Source organism: Nonomuraea sp. NPDC049684 (assembly GCF_044465345.1).
GTDB lineage: Bacteria > Actinomycetota > Actinomycetes > Streptosporangiales > Streptosporangiaceae > Nonomuraea.
The window spans coordinates 534,449-552,264 of the sequence record NZ_JBITLO010000005.1 but is presented as its reverse complement, the minus strand read 5'-3'; the positions used below and the strand labels follow the sequence as shown (position 1 = coordinate 552,264).

Sequence of the window (17,816 nt, the reverse complement as noted above, 5' to 3'; positions counted from 1 at the left end):
ATGGCCAGACCGGTCGGCGCGATCACCCGCGGCACGACGTGGCACAACCGGCTGCGCCGGGTCGACCGCTGGACGGCCGCCGTGCACGGCCCGGCCCTGCGCGCCGCCGTCCGTCCGCTCGTCGTCGACCTGGGCTACGGCGCCTCGCACACGACCACGCTTGAGCTGTTCACCCGGCTGCGCGCGGTCGCGCCCGGCGTCGAGGTGGTCGGCATCGAGATCGACCCGGCCAGGGTGGCCCTGGCCAAGCCGTACGAGCGGGAGGGGCTGAGCTTCGTGCTCGGCGGCTTCGAGCTGCCCGTCCCGCGCCCGCCGACGCTGGTCCGCGCCTTCAACGTGCTGCGCCAGTACGGCGAGGCGGAGGCGTGGCACTACTGGGACGTGCTGTGCGGCAGGCTGGCCCCCGGCGGCGTGCTGGTCGAGGGCACCTGCTCCGAGACCGGGCGGCGGGCGGTCTGGGTGGGCCTGTCCCCCGACGGCCCGCGCACGCTGACGTTCTCCGCCCGTTTCGACGCCTTCGAGCGGCCTTCCGACCTGGCCGACCGGCTGCCGAAGACCCTCATCCACCGGAACGTCCCGGGTGAGCGCATCCATGCGTTCCTGCGCGACTTCGACCACGCGTGGGCGGTCAGCGCCCCTTACGGGGTGCACGGGCTGCGGCAGCGCTGGCTGGCGTCCGTGCGGCTGCTGGCCGCGCAGTGGCCGGTGGCGACGCGCCCGCCGCTCGGCGGCCCGGCCCGATGGCGGCTCGGCGAGCTGACGCTGCCCTGGTCGGCGGTGGACCCGCGCTGAAGGGATCCGGGCCATCGGGAGAGCTGACGGGATCCGGGCTATCGGGAGATCTGTGCGAGGAACACCTCGTAGGCCGCGGTGTCGAACAGCACGAACCTGACCTCCTCCACCGACGTCCCGGCCGCGCGCACGGCGGCGACGGCGATGCGGGCGGCGTCGTCGAGCGGCCAGCCGTAGACGCCCGTGGAGATCGCGGGGAAGGCCACCGTCCGCGCGCCGAGCTCGTCGGCCACCCGCAGGGACTCCTGGTGGCAGGCGGCCAGCAGCTCGGAGCGGTCCTGCGACCTGGAGTAGACCGGCCCGACCGTGTGGATCACCCAGCGGGCCGGCAGCAGGCCGGCGGTGGTGGCGACGGCCCGGCCGGTCGGCAGGCCCTTGCCGTAGTGTCCGGCGCGCAGCCGCCTGCACTCGGCCAGGATCTCCGGCCCGCCGCGGCGGTGGATGGCGCCGTCGACGCCCCCGCCGCCGAGCAGCGAGGAGTTCGCCGCGTTCACGATCGCGTCGGCCCGTTGCTCGGTGATGTCGCCCTGCACCAACGTGACATTCATCTCACCGAGCCTGCCAGGCGGGGTTCCGCGCCGCCACTCGCCGCTCCCGGATGCCAGCTCGACGCCTTGTAGAGCTACCCTGAAGGGCGTGAAGGGTCTTGGCGAGCTTGAGCGCAGCATCATGGACATCCTCTGGGCGGAGCACAACCCGCTGACCGCCCGCGAGGTCGGCAGGCTGATTGCCGATCGCGACCTCGCCCCCACGACGGTGATGACCGTACTCGACCGCCTCACGCGCAAGGGCTTCCTGGAGCGCACCAGGGACGGCCGCGCGTGGCGTTACGAACCGGCCGCGAGCCGTGACGCCTACATCGCCGAGCTTATGCTTGAGGCGTTGGACCTGACGGGCGACCGATCGGCCGCCCTGACCCGCTTCGCCCAGGCCGTGTCGGGCCCGGAGGCGGAGATCCTGCGGAGAGCCCTCACGGAGCTGGAGGAAGAGTGATCACGGCAGCGGTGCTAGCGGCGCTCGCCACGGCGTGCGCGCTCGGCTCCTGGCGTTTCACGACGGCCCGGTGGACCTCCCGTGCCCCGAGGCTCGCCATCATCGTCTGGCAGTCCCTGGGCGTGGCCTGGGGCCTGGCCACCACCGGCGCCATGCTGGCCTACGCGGTCATGCCCTACAACGTGGGCGTGCTGCCGGGGCTGATCGCCTTCGCGCGCGGGGAGACGCCGGTCGAGGCGTGGGACCCGCTGCACGTCCTGGCCATGATCGCCGGTCTCACGTCGCTGGCGGTGCTGGTCGTGGTGCTGCTCACGGCCGGCGTGCAGGCGTTGCGCGCGCGGCGGCGGCATCGCGTGCTGCTCGCGCTGATCTCCCGCGACGATCCGGGCGTGCCGGGGGTGCGGGTGCTCGACCATCCCAGCGCGGCGGCGTACTGCGTGCCGGGGCTGCGGTCGCAGGTCGTGGTCAGCGCGGGCGCGCTTGAGCTGCTGTCGCCGGACGAGATGGCGGCCGTGCTGGCGCACGAGGCCGCCCACGTGCGCGAGCGGCACGACCTGGTGCTGCTGCCGTTCGCCGCGCTGCGCCGGGCGTTGCCCTGGTCGAAGGTGGTGGCCGACGCGCAGGCGCAGGTGGAGCTGCTGATCGAGATGGCCGCCGACGACCGCGCCCGCCGCTACTGCTCGCCGCGCAGGCTGGCGACGGCGCTGCTCAGGTTCGGTACGGCCGGCGCCATGCCAACCCCCCAGGGCATGCTCGGCGTGCACGCGCACAACGTCATGGCCAGGGTGGACCGCCTGATCAAGCCGGGGCCGGAATTGTCAGCATTTGTCCGGTACGGCTACCTCGCCCTCTCTGTGAGCTTGCTCACCACCACCCCCTTCCTGTGGGTCTACCAGCTCTGACTGCTTGCAGGTGTTAGCCGTTCCGTTTGCAATTGCAAGCACGGGACGGCAGACTGTGGGTATGGCACTACCGAAGGTCGGCTCGATCGGCGAGTACATCCGCGAGCAACGGCAACAGGCGAAGATCTCGCTGCGCCAGCTCGCGCAGGCGGCAGGGGTCTCCAACCCCTACCTGAGCCAGATCGAGCGCGGGCTGCGCAAGCCGAGCGCGGAGATTCTCAACCAGATCGCCAAGGGTCTGCGCATCTCCTCGCAGGCGCTCTACGTGCAGGCCGGCCTCATCGAGGACCGGGAGCCGCCGAGCGACGTGATCACCGCGGTCAACGCCGACACGCTCCTCACCGAGCGGCAGCGCCAGGTGCTGATCGACATCTATGAATCGTTCCGCAAGGAGAACCGCACCGAGGGCGAGCAGACCTCCCAGAACGCCCGCCCTCAGCACGACTCCACCGCGGACGACGAGCCGCCGCTGCCCGAGGAGTATCTCGCCGCGCTTGAGCCCTACGCGGCCTCCCCCGGCAACGGGACCGTCACCCAGGAAACCAAGGAAGGTTAACCCATGACGCTTGCCACCGAGGTCAAGAAGCTCACCGACTCCAAGCCGTTCTACGCCGTCGCCGGCGCCGGCGACTTCGCCGTCGAGAAGCTGCGCGAGCTGCCCGAGCAGCTGCGTCAGCTCCAGTCCCGCCGCTCGGAGCTGGCCAGGGAGCTGCCGGAGAAGACCCGCGAGTACGCCGACAAGGCCGAGGGCTTCGTCCGCGAGTTCCCGGACAAGGCCCGCGAGTACGCCGACCAGCTGAGCAACAAGGCCACCGAGGTCTACGAGGACTTCGCCACCCGTGGCCGCAAGGTCGTCAGCAAGACGACCGGCGAGGCCGCCCTTGAGCTGGAGGAGGTGTCGGAGGCCGCCGAGCCGCCCGTCGCCGAGCCCGTCAAGAAGACCACGCGTACCCCTCGGGCCAAGGCCTGAGCGACCGAAAGGGCCCGCCTCCGCGGAGGCGGGCCCGTTTCTGTTCCGGCGCCCGCTTGTCGGGGACGCCTATTAGGCTGGGGCCGATTTCATCGCGGCGTTGGGTGGAGCCAGCAACATGAATATGATCAACGGCGTTTTCAACTTCCTCTTCCTGGTGCTCGCCGCCGTCATCTTCGGCATGTCGATCTACGCGCTGGTGCACGCGGCACGCGTGCCGACCAACGCGTTCGTCTCGGCGGGCAAGCTGCAGAAGAAGATCTGGGTGCTCATCCTCGCGCTGGCGACCCTGCTCTCCGGCGGCGGCGCGCTGGGCTACTTCAACGACTTCATGCTGATCGGCGGCTTCCGGTTCATCGGCCTGAACGGGCTCGGCCTGTTCTCCATCCTGGCCGTCATCGCCGCCACCATCTACATCGTCGACGTCAAGCCCGCCGTCAAGGGCATGGGCCGCGGCAACAGCGGCCCCTACGGCCCCTGGTAGACCGGCCCGGCCGGCCCCTGGCCGGCTCAGGCCAGCTCCGCCGCCAGCCACGCGGCGATGCGCTCGTGCCCGGCGAACGTGGGATGCACGCCGTCGGGCAGCACCGTCTCCGACGGCCTGCCGGTCACCCATTTGCGGCGCATGGGGTCGAGGAACGGCACGCCCGCGGCGCCCGCCACCTCCGCCAGGGCGTCGCGCACCCGGTAGGCCTTGGCCGGGGTGTCCTCCAGCCAGATCGGGCCGACCATCACGACCTTGGTGACCGGCCAGCGGCGGCGCACCTCGGCGAGCAGGTCGGCGGCGGCCTCGCGCACCTGCCCGGTGCTCCAGCGCTGGTCGTTGTGGCCGCCGGAGATGACCAGCACGTCGGGGGCCGGCCGCCAGGCCAGTTCCTCCTCGAACGACCGCCGGAACGTGCGGCCCACCTTGCCCTCGTTGAGATAGCCGGTGCCACCCGCGCCGGCGATGACCGGCTGCCAGCCGAGCAGCCGCGCCGACTCCGAGGCGTAGGTCCGCCAGGGCGGCACCGGGCCGGATCCGACCGTGAAGCTGTCGCCCACGAACATCATCACGGGCACCGCCGGACGGGCGGGAGGGACGGCCTCAGGCGCCCGCTGCGGCGGCGTCCGGGCCACCGCACTCGTACATGCTGAAATTCCAGCAAATATCCCCATTATTGCGATGACCGGGGCGATTCTTCCTCGAAGCATCAGGCCACGCATAATCACCCCGGGGCACTAGGCTGCCGATATGACCGCCGACCTCCACGGACGCACGCAGCGGCTCGAACTGTCCGACCAGAGCCTGCGAGATTTCGAAGCCGTCGTGCTGGACGCGGCGCCTGAGGGGATCGTGCTGAGCAGGTCGGCATTCTATCCAGGCGGGGGCGGCCAGCCTGCCGATCACGGAGTTCTGGTCTGGCAGGGCGTGGAGACGCGCATCGTCGGAGTACGCAAAGGCGACGATCTCTACCTGATCCCCGCCGAAGGCGACCCGATCCCGCCCGCCGGCACGGTGGTCGAGGCAGCGGTGGCCGACGCCCGGCGTTCGGCGCTCATGCGTACGCACTCGGGGCTGCACGTGCTGTGCGGCGTGGTGTTCAGGGACTACGGCTGCCTGGTCACCGGCGGCAACATGGACGAGCTGAGCGCCCGCATGGACTTCGACCTGCCCGAGGTGCCGCCCGGCTTCAAGGAGGCCGTCGAGGACGCGTGCAACGCCGAGATCGCCGCCGACCGCCGCATCGACGTGCGCGTGCTGCCGCGGCGGGAGGCGTTCGAGATCCCCGACATCATCCGCACGGCCAGCAACCTGGTGCCCGAGGCCGTCCAGGACGTGCGCATCGTCGACATCGTGGGCCTCGACACGCAGGCCGACGGCGGCACCCACGTGGCCTCGACCAAGCAGATCGGCCGCATCAAGGTGGCCAAGATCGAGAGCAAGGGCCGCGGCTTCCGCCGGCTGCGCATCGCGATCTCCGACTAGCGCCGCTCGATCAGCCCGGCGAGCCCGTCGAGCAGCGCGTCGAGGCCGAAGGCGAACAGCCGGTCGAGGTCGAGGTCGAACTCGCCGCCCAGCTCCTCGATGACGCCGGTGAAGGCGGTCAGCCGCCCCGACTCGGCCAGCGCCTGGAGCTCCCCCTCCCGGCTGGTCATCCACTCGTCGGCGGTCAGCCCGGTCGCGGCCTGGGCCTGCTGCTCCATCTCGATGTTGGCGGCCAGTCCCTGGACGAAGCTGAACAGCAGGGTGTGCACGTGCATCTTGCTCATGGGATCGAGGGGCGAGCCCTCCAGCGTGCGCATGACCCACTCGGTGTGGGTGATCAGGCTGGCCGAGGGCAGCGGCCTGGTCAGTGACGTGACCCTGGCCATCCACGGATGGGTGCGGTAGCCCGCCCACTGCATCCGGGCGGCGGTCTCCAGCCTGGCCCGCCATCCGTCGGGCGGCGGGTCGGGCAGCGGGAACTCCCTGATCACCTGGTCGATCATGAGCATGACCAGGTCGTCCTTGCCACCGACGTGCCGGTAGAGGGACATGGTGGCCACGCCGAGCCGGCCCGCGACGCCGCGCATGGTCAGCTCGGCGAGCCCGTCGGCGTCGGCGATCTCGACGGCCGCGGCCACGATGCGCTCGCGGGTCAGGTCGTCGCCGGACGGGACGGGGGCCCGCCGCGCCCTGCCACCGCGGGTCTCGGCCACGATCGTGCCCACGCGCGGCTCGGCGACCACCACGCCCTCCTGGGCCAGGACGGTGAGCGCTTTGGCGGCCGTGGCGAGCGCGACCTCCCAGTCGCGGGCGAGCTGCCTGGTGGAGGGCACCCGGTCGCCGGGGCGGAGCCGGCCGTCGGCGATGCGCCGCCTGATGTCCTCGACGATGCGCGCGTAGGGCGGAGCGGTCATCGCAACCCTTTCTCTGTACTAGTATAGATCTTATCAGTCTGCCCTTGTGAGCTGCTGTATGTACGCCGTACATTCAGTTCCGCGTACAACGTCAACAACAAGGGGCGCAGCATGAAGGTTCTGGTATCGGGAGCGAGCGTCGGCGGGCCCGTCCTGGCTCACTGGCTGCGGCGGCGCGACTTCGAGGTCACGCTGGTCGAGCGCGCGCCGCGTCCGCGCAAGGGCGGCCAGGCCGTCGACCTCCGCGGCGCCGCCCTCGTCGTGGCCGACCGTATGGGCATCCTGGAGCAGGTCAGGGCCGCGCGGACGACCATGCGCGGCATGTCCATGGTCGACGGCGACGGCAACGAGATCATGCGCAGCACCGAGGAGACGATCAGCGGCGGCCGGCTCGACAGCCCGGACGTCGAGATCGCCCGCGACGACCTCACCGCGATCGTCGGCGCCGTCACCGACGCCCCCTGCCGCTACGGCGACTCCATCGCCGCCCTCGCCCAGGACGGCGACGGCGTGGACGTGACCTTCGACAGCGGCGTCCGGGACCGCTACGACTACGTGATCGGCGCCGACGGCCTGCACTCCAACGTCAGGCGGCTGGTGTTCGGCCCGGAGGAGCGCTTCCTCAAGCACCTCGGCATGTACGTCTCCATCTACACCGCCGACAACTTCCTCGGCCTGGACCGCTGGCAGCTCTGGCACCGCGAGGGCGAGGCCGGGTTCGGCCTGTTCAGCGACCGCGAGCCGGCGGTGATGAAGGTGAACCTGGGCTTCGCCGCGGGCCCGATCGACTACGACCACCGCGACGTCGAGCAGCAGAAGCGCCTGGTCCAGGAGCACTGCTCGGGGCTGCGCTGGGAGGCGCCCAAGCTGCTTGATGCCATGTGGCAGGCCGACGACTTCTACTTCGACGCCATGGCCCAGGTCGAGATGGACCGCTGGTCGCAGGGCCGGGTCGCGCTGATCGGCGACGCGGCGTACTGCCCCTCCCCGCTGTCGGGGCAGGGCACCAGCCTGGCCCTGGTCGGGGCGTACGTGCTGGCCGAGGAACTGGGCCAGGCCCCCGAGGGGGCGTTCGACCGGTACGAGCGGCGCATGCGGCCCTACGTCGCCCTGAATCAGGCGCTGGCCCTGGAGAACCCGGGCATGGCCGCCTCGCCCGAGAGCGTACGCCGGGCGGCCGACGCCATCACCCTGGATTGACACCCGCAACCGCTACGATGTCCCGCCATGACGGGTTTCAGACTCACATTGGCCGCCCTGGGAGCCACCGCTCTGACGTTGCTGGCCACCCCCGCCTCGGCGGAGGCCGGGATCACGGACCAGGTGACGATGACGCTCGCCAAGGACGGCACCCTCCACGTGGTCGAGAAGATCACCGGGGCGTCCGGCGGCCTCAAGCGCACCCTGCTCACCAAGACCCGTTACGACGACGACAACGACCGCGTCTACCGGGTCACCAACGTCAAGGGCGGCAAGCTCGACGGCGACGTCCTGACCGTGACGGGCCAGACCGTCGAGTACGACGTCAAGGGCGCGGTGACCACCTCCGGCGGGGCCGAGGAGCTGCGCTGGTTCGCCGTCAGCGGCTGGAACGTCCCCGTGACCAAGGCGACCGTCCAGGTCAGCGGGCCCGGCCAGGTGCAGAACCTGTCGTGTTTCGCCGGTGACCTGACCTCGGCGATCGGCTGCACCTCGGCCTCGATGGACCACACCGGCACCCGGGCCGACTTCGAGCAGGACAACCTCGCGGCGGGCCAGGCCCTGACGGTGGTCGTCGGCTACCCCAAGGGCTCCAGCTCCGGCGCGCCCATCCTGGAGCGGCGCTTCTCGCTGGCCTCGGCGTTCACCCTCGACCTGGTCACCGGCGGCGCGCTGGCCGCCCTGCTCGTGCTGCTGCTCGGCGGCGTCGGCCTGCTCTACTGGACGCGCGGCCGGGACGCCCGGGTCGCGGGCCACGAGAAGGGCGGGATCGACCCCATCCAGAACGGGCACTTCACCCCGCCGGACGGCGTGCGTCCCGGCCAGATCGGCACGCTGGTGGACGAGCAGGCCGACGTGGTCGACGTGACCGCCACCATCGTCGACCTGGCCGTCCGCGGCTACCTGCGGATCGACGAGCAGCCCCGCCAGACCTACGACGCCCCCGACTGGCTGCTGGTCAGGCTGCAGAACGCGCCGGTCAACTCGCTGCTGACGTACGAGCGCGCGCTGTACGACGCGGTCTTCGACGGCCGCGACGCGGTGCTGCTGTCACAGCTGTCCGGCTCGTTCGCCGGCCATCTGGGCAAGGTGCGCGACGCGCTCTACACCGACGTGGTCGAGCAGGGCTGGTTCGCCCGCCGTCCCGACACCGAGCGCACCCGGTGGACGACGATCGGCGTCGTGCTGATCGGCCTGGGCCTGCTGGCCACGGTCGGGCTGGCCTGGTTCACCACGTACGGGCTGCTGGGGCTGGCGCTGGTCATCGCGGGCGGCGCGCTGGCCGTCGGCGGCCAGTACATGCCGGCCAAGACCGCCAAGGGCTCGGCCGCGCTCGCGCACACGATGGGCTTCCGCGAGTACCTGTTCTCCGGCGACCTCGGCGAGGTGCCCGAGCAGCACCGGGTGGAGCTGTTCTCGCGCTACCTGCCGTACGCGGTGATCTTCGACGGGGTCGAGCACTGGTCGCGGGTGGTGGCCTCGGTGACCGGCAACGGCCACCAGGCCGACAACCTCTACTGGTACCACGGGCCGGCGGAGTGGGACCTGTCCAAGTTCGCCGGGTCGATGCGCACGTTCACCACGACGACCTCGGGGGCCATCTCCGCCAGCCGCCAGTTCCGCACCCTCTAGACACTCCGCGTGGCGGCGGCTGCGGACTCGCCCCTCTAGCGGATCCGCAGCTCCCCGACCGGCCGGCCGCCGCCCAGCAGCGCCGGCCGGGCCAGCTCGGCCAGCTCGGGCGCGTCCAGGCCGAGCGAGCGCAGGGCCGCCACGGTGACCGGCACGCGGGCCCGCTGCGAGCCGTCCTCGATCTTGATCGTGCCGGCCCGGCCGTCCTCGAACGCGAACGCGTCGAACGCCTCCGCGCCCGCCTTCAGCATCAGCCCGGGGATCGCCCGCATGAGCTTGGCCTCGGGCCGGTCGGTGCCGGAGGTCCACTCGGGGTGGGCGCGCATGGCGTCGAAGATGCGCCGCTCGAACGAGCCCTCCGCGGCCAGCGGGAAGGCCCGGAACGCCTTGGTCACGCCGAGCATCGAGACGAAGAACAGCGGCGCGCCGCAGCCGTCCACGCCGGAGGCGGCCACCCGCTCGCCGGTCAGGTCCTCGACCGTCGCGCGGATCGCGCGCTGGAGCGGGTGCGCGGGCTCCAGGTACGTCGTCAGCGGCCAGTCGTTGAGCACGCAGGTGGCCAGCATGGCGGCGTGCTTGCCGGAGCAGTTCATGTAGACCCGGCCGAACTCGGTCGAGGTGCGCTCGTACGGGTGGTCCTCCGGACACAGCAGGGCGGACTCGTCCAGGCCCGCTCCGGCCAGGATCTTCCGTACGCCGTCCACGTGGAACGCCTCACCGGAGTGCGAGGCGCAGGCCAGGGCCAGCAGCTCACCCTCCAACCGGAGGCCGTTGCGCATCATGCCGAGCGCCTGCAGCGGCTTCATCGACGATCGCGGCGAGGCCGGCACGTGCACCGCTCCCCGCGTCTCCACCGGGACGCCCTGCGCGTCCACGGTCAGCATGCGGGCCTGATGGGTGGACTCCACGAACCCCGACCGGACAACCTCGACAACAAGCGACATTACGCGCCCCCTTTCGGCACGAGTCTACGAACAGTTCCATCTGCGCCAGAATGGGATGCCATGCGAGCAGTCGTACAACGAGTGAGCTCGGCCTCCGTCGAGGTCGAGGGGCAGACGGTCGGCGCGGTCGACGAGCCGGGGCTGCTCGTCCTGGTCGGCGTGACGCACACCGACACCCGCGCCGAGGCCGCCAAGCTCGCCGCCAAGCTGTGGGGCCTGCGCGTGCTGCACGGCGAGAAGTCGTGCTCCGACGTCTCCGCCCCGCTCCTGGTGATCAGCCAGTTCACCCTCTACGGCGACGCGCGCAAGGGCCGGCGCCCCACCTGGCAGGCCGCGGCTCCGGGGCCGGTCGCCGAACCGCTGGTGGAGGCCGTGGTCGAGGAGCTGAGGGCGCTCGGCGCCCACGTGGAGACCGGCCGCTTCGGCGCCGACATGAAGGTCTCGCTGGTCAACGACGGGCCGATCACGCTCGTCCTCGACATCGACGCCTGAGCGGGGTCAGCGGATCCGGCGGCGCAGCGAGGGGTCGATGCTGACGTTGCGACCGGCGTCCGGCGGCACGACGACCTCCTGGGCGGCGGCCACGCCACCGGCCAGCAGCGGCGCGTCGACCGGGACCGTCCGCTTGACCACGGCCAGCGCGATCGGGCCCAGCTCGTGGTGGCGGGCGGCCGAGCCGACGACACCGATCTCCTGGCTCTCGAAGATCACCGGGTCGCCGTGCGCGGGCAGGGTGTCGACGCTGCCGTCGAGGTGCAGGAACACCAGGCGGCGCGGCGGGTGGCCCAGGTTGTGGACGCGCGCGACCGTCTCCTGGCCGCGGTAGCAGCCCTTGCTCAGGTGGACGGCCGAGCCGATCCAGCCCACCTCGTGGGGGATCGTCTTGTGGTCGGTCTCGAAGCCGAGCCGCGGCCGGTGGGCCTCGATGCGCAGCGCCTCGTACGCCCACAACCCCGCCAGGGGCCGGCCCAGATGATCGGCCAGCTCGTCCCGCGGCACCAGGAAGTCTTCACCGGCCGTGGACAGCACCGCCAGGTCGTCGGCCCGCGAGACCTCGACGCGCAGCATGAACCGCATGCGGTCGAGATAGTCGATCAGGCTCTGCGCCGTGCCGGGCTCGACGTGCGCCAGCACGCTCTCGCCGTCGTCGACCAGCGTGAGGTGGTGCAGGACGCGGCCCTGGAGGTCGAGGTCGAGCGTCTGGGTCCACTGGCCGGGCGTCAGCGTGTCGAGCTTCTGCGAGGTCAGGTCGTTGAGCCATTTCAGCCGGTCGGCGCCGGAGATGCGGACCACCTCGCGGTTGCTGCGGTCGACGACCGCCTCACCCTTGGCCAGCGCGCGCTGCTCGGCGAACAGGTCGCCATAGTGCGCGGCTACGTCGGCGTCCGGCCCGTCGGCCGCGACGGCGCCGGGGAGATCGAGCAGAGGGCTACGCATGTACCCAAGGCTATCCGCCCGCGCGCCGCCGCCCGACGCCGGTGCCCGCGCCGGAGCCGAGAGGTCAGCGGCAGTTGCGGCAGCGGCCGAACACCGTGAGGTGATGGACGTCGGCCGCGAACCCCAGCTCCTCGTCGAGCCCCTTCACCAGCCCCTCGGCCAGCTCGGGACGCACCTCGAAGACCTCGTCGCAACCCCGGCACACCAGGTGGACGTGGTCGGCCTCGGCCGCCAGGTGGTAGGTCGGCGCGCCGTGACCGAGGTGGGTGTGGGTGACCATGCCGAGCTCTTCGAGCAGTTCGAGCGTGCGGTAGACCGTGGAGATGTTGACCCCGCGCGCCGTCTCGCGCACCTTGGTGCAGATCTCCTCGGGCGTGGCGTGCTCCAGATCCTTGACCGCTTCGAGCACGAGCTGCCGCTGCGGGGTGACCCGGTAGCCCTTGGCGCGGAGTTCCTCGTGCCACTGCGTCTCGGTCATGCCCCCGAGTGTAAAGCGCACGATCGCCTGTTCGCGGCCGTCCGATAATTACTTGCCCCCGGCGCTCGCGACCGCATAGCTTCGTGAGTACGCGGAAAGGAGGTGGTCCGAATAATGGATAGTCATAGTCGGGCTAGCGAGGTGGTTGTCCGCTAGCGCTGCGGACTGTTGTCTCGTGTCGCAAGCGAATCCGAGGCAACCACCGGGGCCCCTGGCAGCCGGAGGGCGGGATGACGCATCCCGACCATGGTCCATCCGGCCCGTCTGCTCGGCAGGCGGAGTGTTGCCCGGGGCCCTTCTTGTTTCTCCCCTCAGTGTTCCCCGTGGGGTTCGATCCCCAGTTCGGCGCAGGCCGCCCGGTAGAGGCGCACGACCGCCTTGCGCACCTGGGCGCGCTCGGTCAGCGTCTCGCCCCACGGCACGCGCACCCGCTCGCCGCCGTCGACCGTGAACTCCATGGCCTCGGCGTCGACGTCGCTGGTCACCGCCGAGGCGGCCTGCGGCCGGCCGCCGAGCCCGCGCACGATGACCAGGGCGTCGCCGGTGTGGTCGTCGTTCATGTGGCGCTTGATCGCCTCGACGGCGTCGGGGGTGAAGGGCGAGGTCATGCTCAGGACACCTTCTTCAGCTCGGCCGACATGTGGTCGGTGAGCGGGTGGCCGACGGCCGCCATCTCGTAGGCCCACATCAGGTTGCCGTTGACCAGGCCGTAGAGGCGGTGGCCGGCGGTGTACTCCTTGGCCGTGGAGGTGCGGGCCACGACGTCGGTGCGCAGCTCGATCTTGTGGAAGACGACCTCGCCGATGTAGATCTCGACGATGCCGGTCGGGTGCGCGAGCACCACCTCGATCTGCCGGTCGGGCTGCGGACGCCAGTAGCCGGACTCGGTGGCCAGCGGCCTGACCCGGTTGCCGTCGTTGTCGAGCAGCCAGGTGCGGCTGACGTAGGTCAGGAACGGCTTGCCGTTGTGGCCGAACTCGATCTCCTGGCCGAAGTTGAAGCTCTCGATCGTCGGATAGCCGCCCACGCCGGCGCCCTCCCAGCGGCCGAGCAGGAACGCGATCTGCTCCAGAGCGGGGTGCACCTCAGGTTCTTCCATGCTCACCAAGCCTAGCGCCGGTCGCTAACCTTCTGGATCGGGGAGAGGTTTCGCCGGGGGGAGCCGCGATGCTGGATGCCTGGGCCGTGCCGCCGCACGTCGACGTGCTGTTCGTGGGCGCCCATCCGGACGACGAGTACCAGTCGTTGTCCACGTTCGGGCAGTGGCGCGAACGCCTGGGGCTGACCACCGGGGTCGTGACGGTCACCCGCGGCGAGGGCGGCGGCAACGCCGCCGGGCCGGAGAAGGGCGCGGCGCTCGGCCGGATCAGGGAGGCCGAGGAGCGCGAGGCGGTCGCGCACGCGGGCATCCACGACGTCTTCTACCTGGACAGACCGGACTTCTGGTACACGCTGTCGGCGCCCCTGACCGCCCGCGCGTGGGGGCCGGGCACCCTCGGGCGGCTGGTCGAGACGATCAGGGCGACCAGGCCCTCGACCGTGGTGACGATGGACCCGCGGCCCTTCGGCCAGCACGGCGGGCACCAGCTCGCCGCCCGGCTGGCCGTCGAGGCGTTCCGGCTGGCCGCCGACCCCGCCGCGTTTCCCGGGAAGGGCGCGCCCTGGCGGGCCACCCGGCTGCTGACCCAGAACTGGGGGCTGCGCGGCCCGGTGGGCCCCGGCTGCGCGACGTCCGGCCTGCGCGACCCGGCCACCGGGCTGCCGCAGCTCGGCGTCTGGGCGGGCGCCTGGTCGCCGCGCCACCGCGTCACGTGGGCCCAGCGGGAGCGCGACGCCGAGCGCGCGTACCGCACGCAGGGGTTCGCCGCGCGGCCGGCGAAGGTGGCCGGGCCGTTCGGGTGCGACTGGTTCTCGGTCGTCTTCGACGGCGGGCGGCCGGTGCCGGCTCCCGTCGTCGAGCAGGCGGGCCTGCGTCCTCTGTACGCCGAGTTCCGCGACTGGGCGCGCGCGACCGGCCTGCCCTGGCTGGCCAACCGGGCGCAGCCCGACTACCCCGCGCCGCCCGCCACCACGCTCCCGGTCGCCGGGCGCGCACCCGTGCTCGACGGCGTCGCCTCCCCCGGCGAGTACGCGGGCCCGGCCCTGCCCCTCGCCCACTGGGAGGGCGAGCGCTGCCCGGCGGCCGACTGCGCCGCGACCGCCCGGCTGACCCGCCACGGCGCCGACCTCTACGTCCAGGTCGAGGTCACCGACGAGGCGCGCGGCGCGGCCCTCGACGAGTGCGAGCGCCACTGGCGCACCGACGCGGTCGAGATCGCCCTCGACCCGCGCGGCGACTCCGACGACACCTCGACCACGTTCAAGCTGGGCGTCCTGCCCTACACCGCCGGGGGCGGCCCGTGCGCGGCCCGCGACGCCGACGCCCGCCAGGGCCCCGCCCCGCGGGTGGGCGTGGCGTCCGCGGTTCACGACGGCGGGTACGGCGTCGAGGTGCGCATACCGTTCGCGCTGTTGCCCGCGCCGCCCACCGCGCTGAGAGCGAACGTGCTCGTCTACGACTCCGACACCCGGGACAGGACCGGGCAGACGCGCCTGGCCTGGTCGCCGTTCGGCAGCGCCCAGGCCGATCCGTACGTGTGGGGCCGCGTCGGTCAGGGTTAGGGTGACGCCATGGCACGATCTTTGGTGATCAAGGTGACCGCGGGGGCGGACGCCCCTGAGCGGTGCAACCAGGCATTCACGGTGGCGGCGGCCGCGCTCGCGAGCGGCGTCCCGGTCTCCCTCTGGCTGACCGGCGAGTCGTCCTGGTTCGCCCTGCCGGGGCGGGCCAAGGAGTTCTCCCTGCCCCACGCGGCGCCGCTGGCGGACCTGCTGGAAGCCGTCCTGGCGGCGGGCCGGGTGACGCTGTGCACGCAGTGCGCCGCCCGCCGCGACATCACGGTCGACGACGTGATCGAGGGGGTGCGCATCGCCGGCGCGCCCGCCTTCGTGGAGGAGGCGGTCAGCGAGGGCGCACAGGCCCTGGTCTACTAGGCCCGTCAGCCGGACAGGACGGCGCTCAGCCGCTCCTGGCGCAGGGCCTCGTAGCGGGAGTCGTCGAGGGGCGTCAGCTCGCCCACGCGCCACGACAGCAGCAGGTCGGCCAGGGCCGGGTTGCGCGCCAGGGCCGGGCCGTGCAGGTACGTGCCCACCACGTGGCCCGCGTAGCAGCCCTCGAAGCCGTCGCCGTTGCCGACCCCGGCGACCGTCTTGGACAACGGCCGCACGCCCGGCCCGAGGTGCGTGACGCCCATGTGGTTCTCGAAGCCGGTCAGCGTGGGCAGGTTGAGGGCGGCGTCGACCTCGGCGACCAGCTCGCCCACGGCGCGGGCGGGGCCGCGCGAGCTGGCGATGTCGAGCAGGCCGATGCCGTCGACCGGCTGGCCCTCCTCGCCGCCGAACGTGCTGCCCATGATCTGGTAGCCGGCGCACACGGCCAGCATCGCCGCGCCCCGGGCGATGGCCCGCTGGAGCCCGCCGTCGCGGCGCAGGCGCTGGGCGGCCAGGATCTGCGGACGGTCTTCGCCGCCGCCGATCAGGTAGATGTCGCCGGTCTCCGGCACGGGGTCGGCCGAGCGGACGTAGACGGTCTCGACCTCGATGCCCCGGCGCTGCGCACGCTGCTCCAGGACGAGCACGTTGCCCTGGTCGCCGTAGGTGCTCAGCAGGTCGGGGTAGATCCAGACGATGCTGAGGGCGCTGTCAGACGGCACGTCCGAACTCCGATCGGATCTGCTGGAAGGCGGTGTAGTTGGCGATCACGTCGACCCGGCCGGGCGGCTGCATGGCCAGCGCCTCGGAGAACGAGCTGCACAACGTGAACGGCACGTCGGCCACGTCGAGCCGGAGCGCCAGGTCGAGCCGCCGCTCACCGGTGACGAAGACCGGACGGCCGCGCAGGATGCGGTAGTCGACGTCCCACAGCCACGAGGTGTCGCGGCCGTCGGGGCCCTGCGCGTTGACCGAGAGGATGATCGGCAGTTGCGGGTCGGCGACGTCGAACGCCTCCAGCCAGCCCGCCGGGTTCTTGCTCAGCAGCAGCCGCGCGTGGCGGCCCTCGCGCTCGACCGTGGTGTAGCGGCCGGCCACCGAGGTGACCTCGCGCAGCCGGGGCAGCGCCCGGTCGACCGGCAGCCCGAACGCGTCGGCCACGGCCAGCGCCATCACCGCGTTGGAGCGGTTGGCCAGGCCGGGGAGCTGGATGTCGAGCAGCCAGCGCTGACCGCGGGGGTCGACGGCGACGTCGTCGTCGAGCACCCACTGCGGCTCTGGACGGTGGAAGGTGCACTCACGGCAGGACCAGTCGGCGTCTTTGCGGTCGAGGGGGCCGCCGCACTCGGGGCAGCACCAGGAGTCCTCCTTCCAGCGCTGGCCGCCGGCGACCCAGGTGACCTTGGCGGCGGTGGAGGCCCCCCAGGTGACGAGGGGGTCGTCGCAGTTGGCGATGACGTGGGTGGGCCTGCCCGACAGCGCCCTGCGCCACTTCTGCGCGAGCAGCCAGATCTCGGCCGCGCGGTCCATCTGGTCGCGGCTGAGGTTCATCAGGCAGACGACGCCGGCGCCGGTGGTGTCGAGCACCTCCGGCAGGTACTTCTCGTCGACCTCCAGCACGCCGTAGGGGGCGCCCTTGTGCTGGGAGAGCGCCGAGACGTGCCCGGCCGGCATGTTGGCGCCGAAGGCGTTGGTGGCGACCTCGCCCATCTCCAGCAGCGCGGAGGTGATCAACCTGGTCGTGGTGGTCTTGCCGTTGGTGGCGCTGACCAGGGCCAGCTTGCGGTCGCGGGCCAGCTTGCGCAGGAGGTCGGGCTCAAGCAGCAGGCCGACCCTGCCGCCGATCACCGAGCCGTCACCGCGCCCGGTCATCCGCGAGAGCGTGGCGGCGCTGCGTCCCAGGGCGCTGGCGAGCTGAGCCCGCAGAGGAAGCTGGGTCATGCACATGGATCCTAGTCGCCGTTGAGTCGTACTCTGGAGTTGCACACGAAAACGCGGCCCGGTTGGTAGCCCGGGCGAAGCATCACGTATCCGCCCTTCCAGGGATGTCCGGTGTGCCGGAGGCGGCCTGTCCAGGTCACTTTCCCGGCATGTCTGGTGAAGGGCGGAGAAGATGGTCACGTTGTCGGTCTATTTGGACGGCCCGTTCTGGGTCGGGGTGCTGGAGGTCGCCGAGGGCGGGCGGCTGCGGGCGACCCGGTTCACCCTCGGGTCCGAGCCCACCGATCCCGAGCTGCACGCGTACCTGATGCGTCATGGCGTCGCGCTGCTGGAGCAGGCCCATGCCGCGCCCGCCGTGGCCGGCGGGGAGCGGGCGCGGCGGGTCAACCCCAAGCGGGCGGCCAAGCTGGCGGCGCGGGCCGCCGCCCAGGTGTCCGTACGGAGCACGGCCGCGCAGGAGGCGATGCGGCTGGAGCTGGAGAGCCGCAGGCGGCAGGCCGCGCAGGGGCGGCGGGACCGGCGGCGCGAGCTGGCCGAGCACAAGCGCGAGGTGGCCCGCCGCAAGCGCCTCGAACGCCGCCGCGACCGCTGACCCCCGCCCCGGGAGGCGGGCG

General features: G+C 72.0%; 23 protein-coding genes. 13 read left to right on the top strand and 10 right to left on the bottom strand.

Annotated elements, in window-relative coordinates; genetic code table 11:
• On the top strand, positions 1-792 hold the full coding sequence (locus ACIBST_RS19945) for a class I SAM-dependent methyltransferase (protein WP_397173388.1): 792 nt from the start codon (positions 1-3) through the stop codon (positions 790-792).
• Between the two features lie 38 nt (positions 793-830).
• Here ACIBST_RS19945 and ACIBST_RS19940 read toward each other — a convergent pair whose 3' ends face one another.
• On the bottom strand, positions 831-1,340 hold the full coding sequence (locus ACIBST_RS19940; RefSeq protein WP_397173386.1) for an O-acetyl-ADP-ribose deacetylase: 510 nt from the start codon (positions 1,338-1,340) through the stop codon (positions 831-833).
• 88 nt (positions 1,341-1,428) lie between these two features.
• Here ACIBST_RS19940 and ACIBST_RS19935 point away from each other — a divergent pair, with 88 nt between their 5' ends.
• The 5 genes from ACIBST_RS19935 to ACIBST_RS19915 all read left to right on the top strand — a co-directional run bounded on the left by ACIBST_RS19935 (position 1,429) and on the right by ACIBST_RS19915 (position 4,141).
• Positions 1,429-1,785, top strand: a complete 357-nt coding sequence (locus tag ACIBST_RS19935; RefSeq protein WP_352319711.1) for a BlaI/MecI/CopY family transcriptional regulator — start codon at positions 1,429-1,431, stop codon at positions 1,783-1,785.
• A complete protein-coding gene (locus ACIBST_RS19930) occupies positions 1,782-2,687 on the top strand; it encodes a M56 family metallopeptidase (protein WP_397173384.1) in 906 nt (301 codons plus the stop codon). Before ACIBST_RS19935 ends, ACIBST_RS19930 begins: the two co-directional genes overlap by 4 nt.
• A gap of 61 nt (positions 2,688-2,748) precedes the next feature.
• Positions 2,749-3,243, top strand: coding sequence for a helix-turn-helix transcriptional regulator (locus ACIBST_RS19925; RefSeq protein ID WP_352355473.1), 495 nt, complete (start codon positions 2,749-2,751; stop codon positions 3,241-3,243).
• A 3-nt stretch (positions 3,244-3,246) separates the two neighbouring features.
• Complete coding sequence (locus ACIBST_RS19920) at positions 3,247-3,657, top strand: hypothetical protein (protein ID WP_397173382.1); 411 nt, start codon at positions 3,247-3,249, stop codon at positions 3,655-3,657.
• 118 nt (positions 3,658-3,775) lie between these two features.
• On the top strand, positions 3,776-4,141 hold the full coding sequence (locus ACIBST_RS19915) for a DUF2516 family protein (protein WP_357967187.1): 366 nt from the start codon (positions 3,776-3,778) through the stop codon (positions 4,139-4,141).
• A gap of 26 nt (positions 4,142-4,167) precedes the next feature.
• Here ACIBST_RS19915 and ACIBST_RS19910 read toward each other — a convergent pair whose 3' ends face one another.
• Positions 4,168-4,710, bottom strand: coding sequence for an SGNH/GDSL hydrolase family protein (locus ACIBST_RS19910; protein WP_397173549.1), 543 nt, complete (start codon positions 4,708-4,710; stop codon positions 4,168-4,170).
• A gap of 181 nt (positions 4,711-4,891) precedes the next feature.
• Here ACIBST_RS19910 and ACIBST_RS19905 point away from each other — a divergent pair, with 181 nt between their 5' ends.
• Complete coding sequence (locus tag ACIBST_RS19905; RefSeq protein WP_397173380.1) at positions 4,892-5,626, top strand: alanyl-tRNA editing protein; 735 nt, start codon at positions 4,892-4,894, stop codon at positions 5,624-5,626.
• Here ACIBST_RS19905 and ACIBST_RS19900 read toward each other — a convergent pair.
• Positions 5,623-6,540, bottom strand: a complete 918-nt coding sequence (locus tag ACIBST_RS19900) for a TetR/AcrR family transcriptional regulator C-terminal domain-containing protein (protein WP_397173378.1) — start codon at positions 6,538-6,540, stop codon at positions 5,623-5,625. The genes ACIBST_RS19905 and ACIBST_RS19900 overlap by 4 nt on opposite strands.
• Positions 6,541-6,651: 111 nt before the next feature.
• On the opposite strand from ACIBST_RS19900, the gene ACIBST_RS19895 reads away from it, so the two are divergent.
• Both ACIBST_RS19895 and ACIBST_RS19890 read left to right on the top strand, forming a co-directional pair.
• A complete protein-coding gene (locus tag ACIBST_RS19895) occupies positions 6,652-7,740 on the top strand; it encodes an FAD-dependent monooxygenase (protein ID WP_397173376.1) in 1,089 nt (362 codons plus the stop codon).
• Positions 7,741-7,767: 27 nt separating this feature from the next.
• Positions 7,768-9,372: a DUF2207 domain-containing protein gene (locus ACIBST_RS19890; RefSeq protein ID WP_397173374.1), complete on the top strand. Its 1,605-nt coding sequence runs from the start codon at positions 7,768-7,770 to the stop codon at positions 9,370-9,372.
• Between the two features lie 35 nt (positions 9,373-9,407).
• On the opposite strand, the gene ACIBST_RS19885 is transcribed toward ACIBST_RS19890, so the two are convergent.
• The gene (locus tag ACIBST_RS19885) at positions 9,408-10,316 is read right to left on the bottom strand and encodes an asparaginase (protein WP_397173372.1); all 909 of its coding nucleotides are present in this window, start codon (positions 10,314-10,316) and stop codon (positions 9,408-9,410) included.
• Positions 10,317-10,376: 60 nt separating this feature from the next.
• On the opposite strand from ACIBST_RS19885, the gene dtd reads away from it, so the two are divergent.
• Positions 10,377-10,808 carry a D-aminoacyl-tRNA deacylase gene (gene dtd / locus ACIBST_RS19880; protein WP_357967172.1) on the top strand — a complete coding sequence of 144 codons (432 nt, stop codon included), beginning with the start codon at positions 10,377-10,379 and terminating at the stop codon, positions 10,806-10,808.
• Positions 10,809-10,814: 6 nt separating this feature from the next.
• Here dtd and ACIBST_RS19875 read toward each other — a convergent pair whose 3' ends face one another.
• From ACIBST_RS19875 to ACIBST_RS19860, 4 genes are all read right to left on the bottom strand, one after another.
• Positions 10,815-11,753 carry a YgfZ/GcvT domain-containing protein gene (locus ACIBST_RS19875; RefSeq protein ID WP_397173370.1) on the bottom strand — a complete coding sequence of 313 codons (939 nt, stop codon included), beginning with the start codon at positions 11,751-11,753 and terminating at the stop codon, positions 10,815-10,817.
• 64 nt (positions 11,754-11,817) lie between these two features.
• Complete coding sequence (locus ACIBST_RS19870; protein WP_357967168.1) at positions 11,818-12,231, bottom strand: Fur family transcriptional regulator; 414 nt, start codon at positions 12,229-12,231, stop codon at positions 11,818-11,820.
• A 311-nt stretch (positions 12,232-12,542) separates the two neighbouring features.
• On the bottom strand, positions 12,543-12,839 hold the full coding sequence (locus ACIBST_RS19865) for a DUF2470 domain-containing protein (protein WP_387679382.1): 297 nt from the start codon (positions 12,837-12,839) through the stop codon (positions 12,543-12,545).
• Positions 12,840-12,841: 2 nt separating this feature from the next.
• On the bottom strand, positions 12,842-13,330 hold the full coding sequence (locus ACIBST_RS19860) for an FABP family protein (protein ID WP_352319740.1): 489 nt from the start codon (positions 13,328-13,330) through the stop codon (positions 12,842-12,844).
• A gap of 68 nt (positions 13,331-13,398) precedes the next feature.
• Here ACIBST_RS19860 and ACIBST_RS19855 point away from each other — a divergent pair, with 68 nt between their 5' ends.
• Positions 13,399-14,892, top strand: coding sequence for a sugar-binding protein (locus ACIBST_RS19855; RefSeq protein WP_397173368.1), 1,494 nt, complete (start codon positions 13,399-13,401; stop codon positions 14,890-14,892).
• Positions 14,893-14,901: 9 nt separating this feature from the next.
• Entirely contained in the window at positions 14,902-15,264 is a 363-nt protein-coding gene (locus ACIBST_RS19850) for a DsrE family protein (protein ID WP_352319743.1), read from the top strand.
• 5 nt (positions 15,265-15,269) lie between these two features.
• On the opposite strand, the gene ACIBST_RS19845 is transcribed toward ACIBST_RS19850, so the two are convergent.
• Both ACIBST_RS19845 and ACIBST_RS19840 read right to left on the bottom strand, forming a co-directional pair.
• Entirely contained in the window at positions 15,270-15,983 is a 714-nt protein-coding gene (locus tag ACIBST_RS19845) for a type 1 glutamine amidotransferase (RefSeq protein WP_397173366.1), read from the bottom strand.
• Positions 15,973-17,202, bottom strand: a complete 1,230-nt coding sequence (locus ACIBST_RS19840) for a MurT ligase domain-containing protein (RefSeq protein ID WP_397173364.1) — start codon at positions 17,200-17,202, stop codon at positions 15,973-15,975. The genes ACIBST_RS19845 and ACIBST_RS19840 overlap by 11 nt, the downstream gene beginning before the upstream one ends.
• Positions 17,203-17,383: 181 nt before the next feature.
• Between ACIBST_RS19840 and ACIBST_RS19835 the strand changes: the two genes are divergently transcribed.
• A complete protein-coding gene (locus ACIBST_RS19835; RefSeq protein WP_397173362.1) occupies positions 17,384-17,794 on the top strand; it encodes a YjdF family protein in 411 nt (136 codons plus the stop codon).
• Positions 17,795-17,816: the final 22 nt, after the last annotated feature.

Coding starts and splice junctions, on each gene's coding strand:
- ACIBST_RS19945 (WP_397173388.1), top strand. CDS start 1: ATGGCCAGACCGGTCGGCGCGATCACCCGCGGCACGACGTGGCACAAC.
- ACIBST_RS19940 (WP_397173386.1), bottom strand. CDS start 1,340: ATGAATGTCACGTTGGTGCAGGGCGACATCACCGAGCAACGGGCCGAC.
- ACIBST_RS19925 (WP_352355473.1), top strand. CDS start 2,749: ATGGCACTACCGAAGGTCGGCTCGATCGGCGAGTACATCCGCGAGCAA.
- ACIBST_RS19920 (WP_397173382.1), top strand. CDS start 3,247: ATGACGCTTGCCACCGAGGTCAAGAAGCTCACCGACTCCAAGCCGTTC.
- ACIBST_RS19915 (WP_357967187.1), top strand. CDS start 3,776: ATGAATATGATCAACGGCGTTTTCAACTTCCTCTTCCTGGTGCTCGCC.
- ACIBST_RS19910 (WP_397173549.1), bottom strand. CDS start 4,710: ATGATGTTCGTGGGCGACAGCTTCACGGTCGGATCCGGCCCGGTGCCG.
- ACIBST_RS19905 (WP_397173380.1), top strand. CDS start 4,892: ATGACCGCCGACCTCCACGGACGCACGCAGCGGCTCGAACTGTCCGAC.
- ACIBST_RS19900 (WP_397173378.1), bottom strand. CDS start 6,540: ATGACCGCTCCGCCCTACGCGCGCATCGTCGAGGACATCAGGCGGCGC.
- ACIBST_RS19895 (WP_397173376.1), top strand. CDS start 6,652: ATGAAGGTTCTGGTATCGGGAGCGAGCGTCGGCGGGCCCGTCCTGGCT.
- ACIBST_RS19890 (WP_397173374.1), top strand. CDS start 7,768: ATGACGGGTTTCAGACTCACATTGGCCGCCCTGGGAGCCACCGCTCTG.
- ACIBST_RS19885 (WP_397173372.1), bottom strand. CDS start 10,316: ATGTCGCTTGTTGTCGAGGTTGTCCGGTCGGGGTTCGTGGAGTCCACC.
- dtd (WP_357967172.1), top strand. CDS start 10,377: ATGCGAGCAGTCGTACAACGAGTGAGCTCGGCCTCCGTCGAGGTCGAG.
- ACIBST_RS19875 (WP_397173370.1), bottom strand. CDS start 11,753: ATGCGTAGCCCTCTGCTCGATCTCCCCGGCGCCGTCGCGGCCGACGGG.
- ACIBST_RS19870 (WP_357967168.1), bottom strand. CDS start 12,231: ATGACCGAGACGCAGTGGCACGAGGAACTCCGCGCCAAGGGCTACCGG.
- ACIBST_RS19865 (WP_387679382.1), bottom strand. CDS start 12,839: ATGACCTCGCCCTTCACCCCCGACGCCGTCGAGGCGATCAAGCGCCAC.
- ACIBST_RS19860 (WP_352319740.1), bottom strand. CDS start 13,330: ATGGAAGAACCTGAGGTGCACCCCGCTCTGGAGCAGATCGCGTTCCTG.
- ACIBST_RS19855 (WP_397173368.1), top strand. CDS start 13,399: ATGCTGGATGCCTGGGCCGTGCCGCCGCACGTCGACGTGCTGTTCGTG.
- ACIBST_RS19850 (WP_352319743.1), top strand. CDS start 14,902: ATGGCACGATCTTTGGTGATCAAGGTGACCGCGGGGGCGGACGCCCCT.
- ACIBST_RS19840 (WP_397173364.1), bottom strand. CDS start 17,202: ATGACCCAGCTTCCTCTGCGGGCTCAGCTCGCCAGCGCCCTGGGACGC.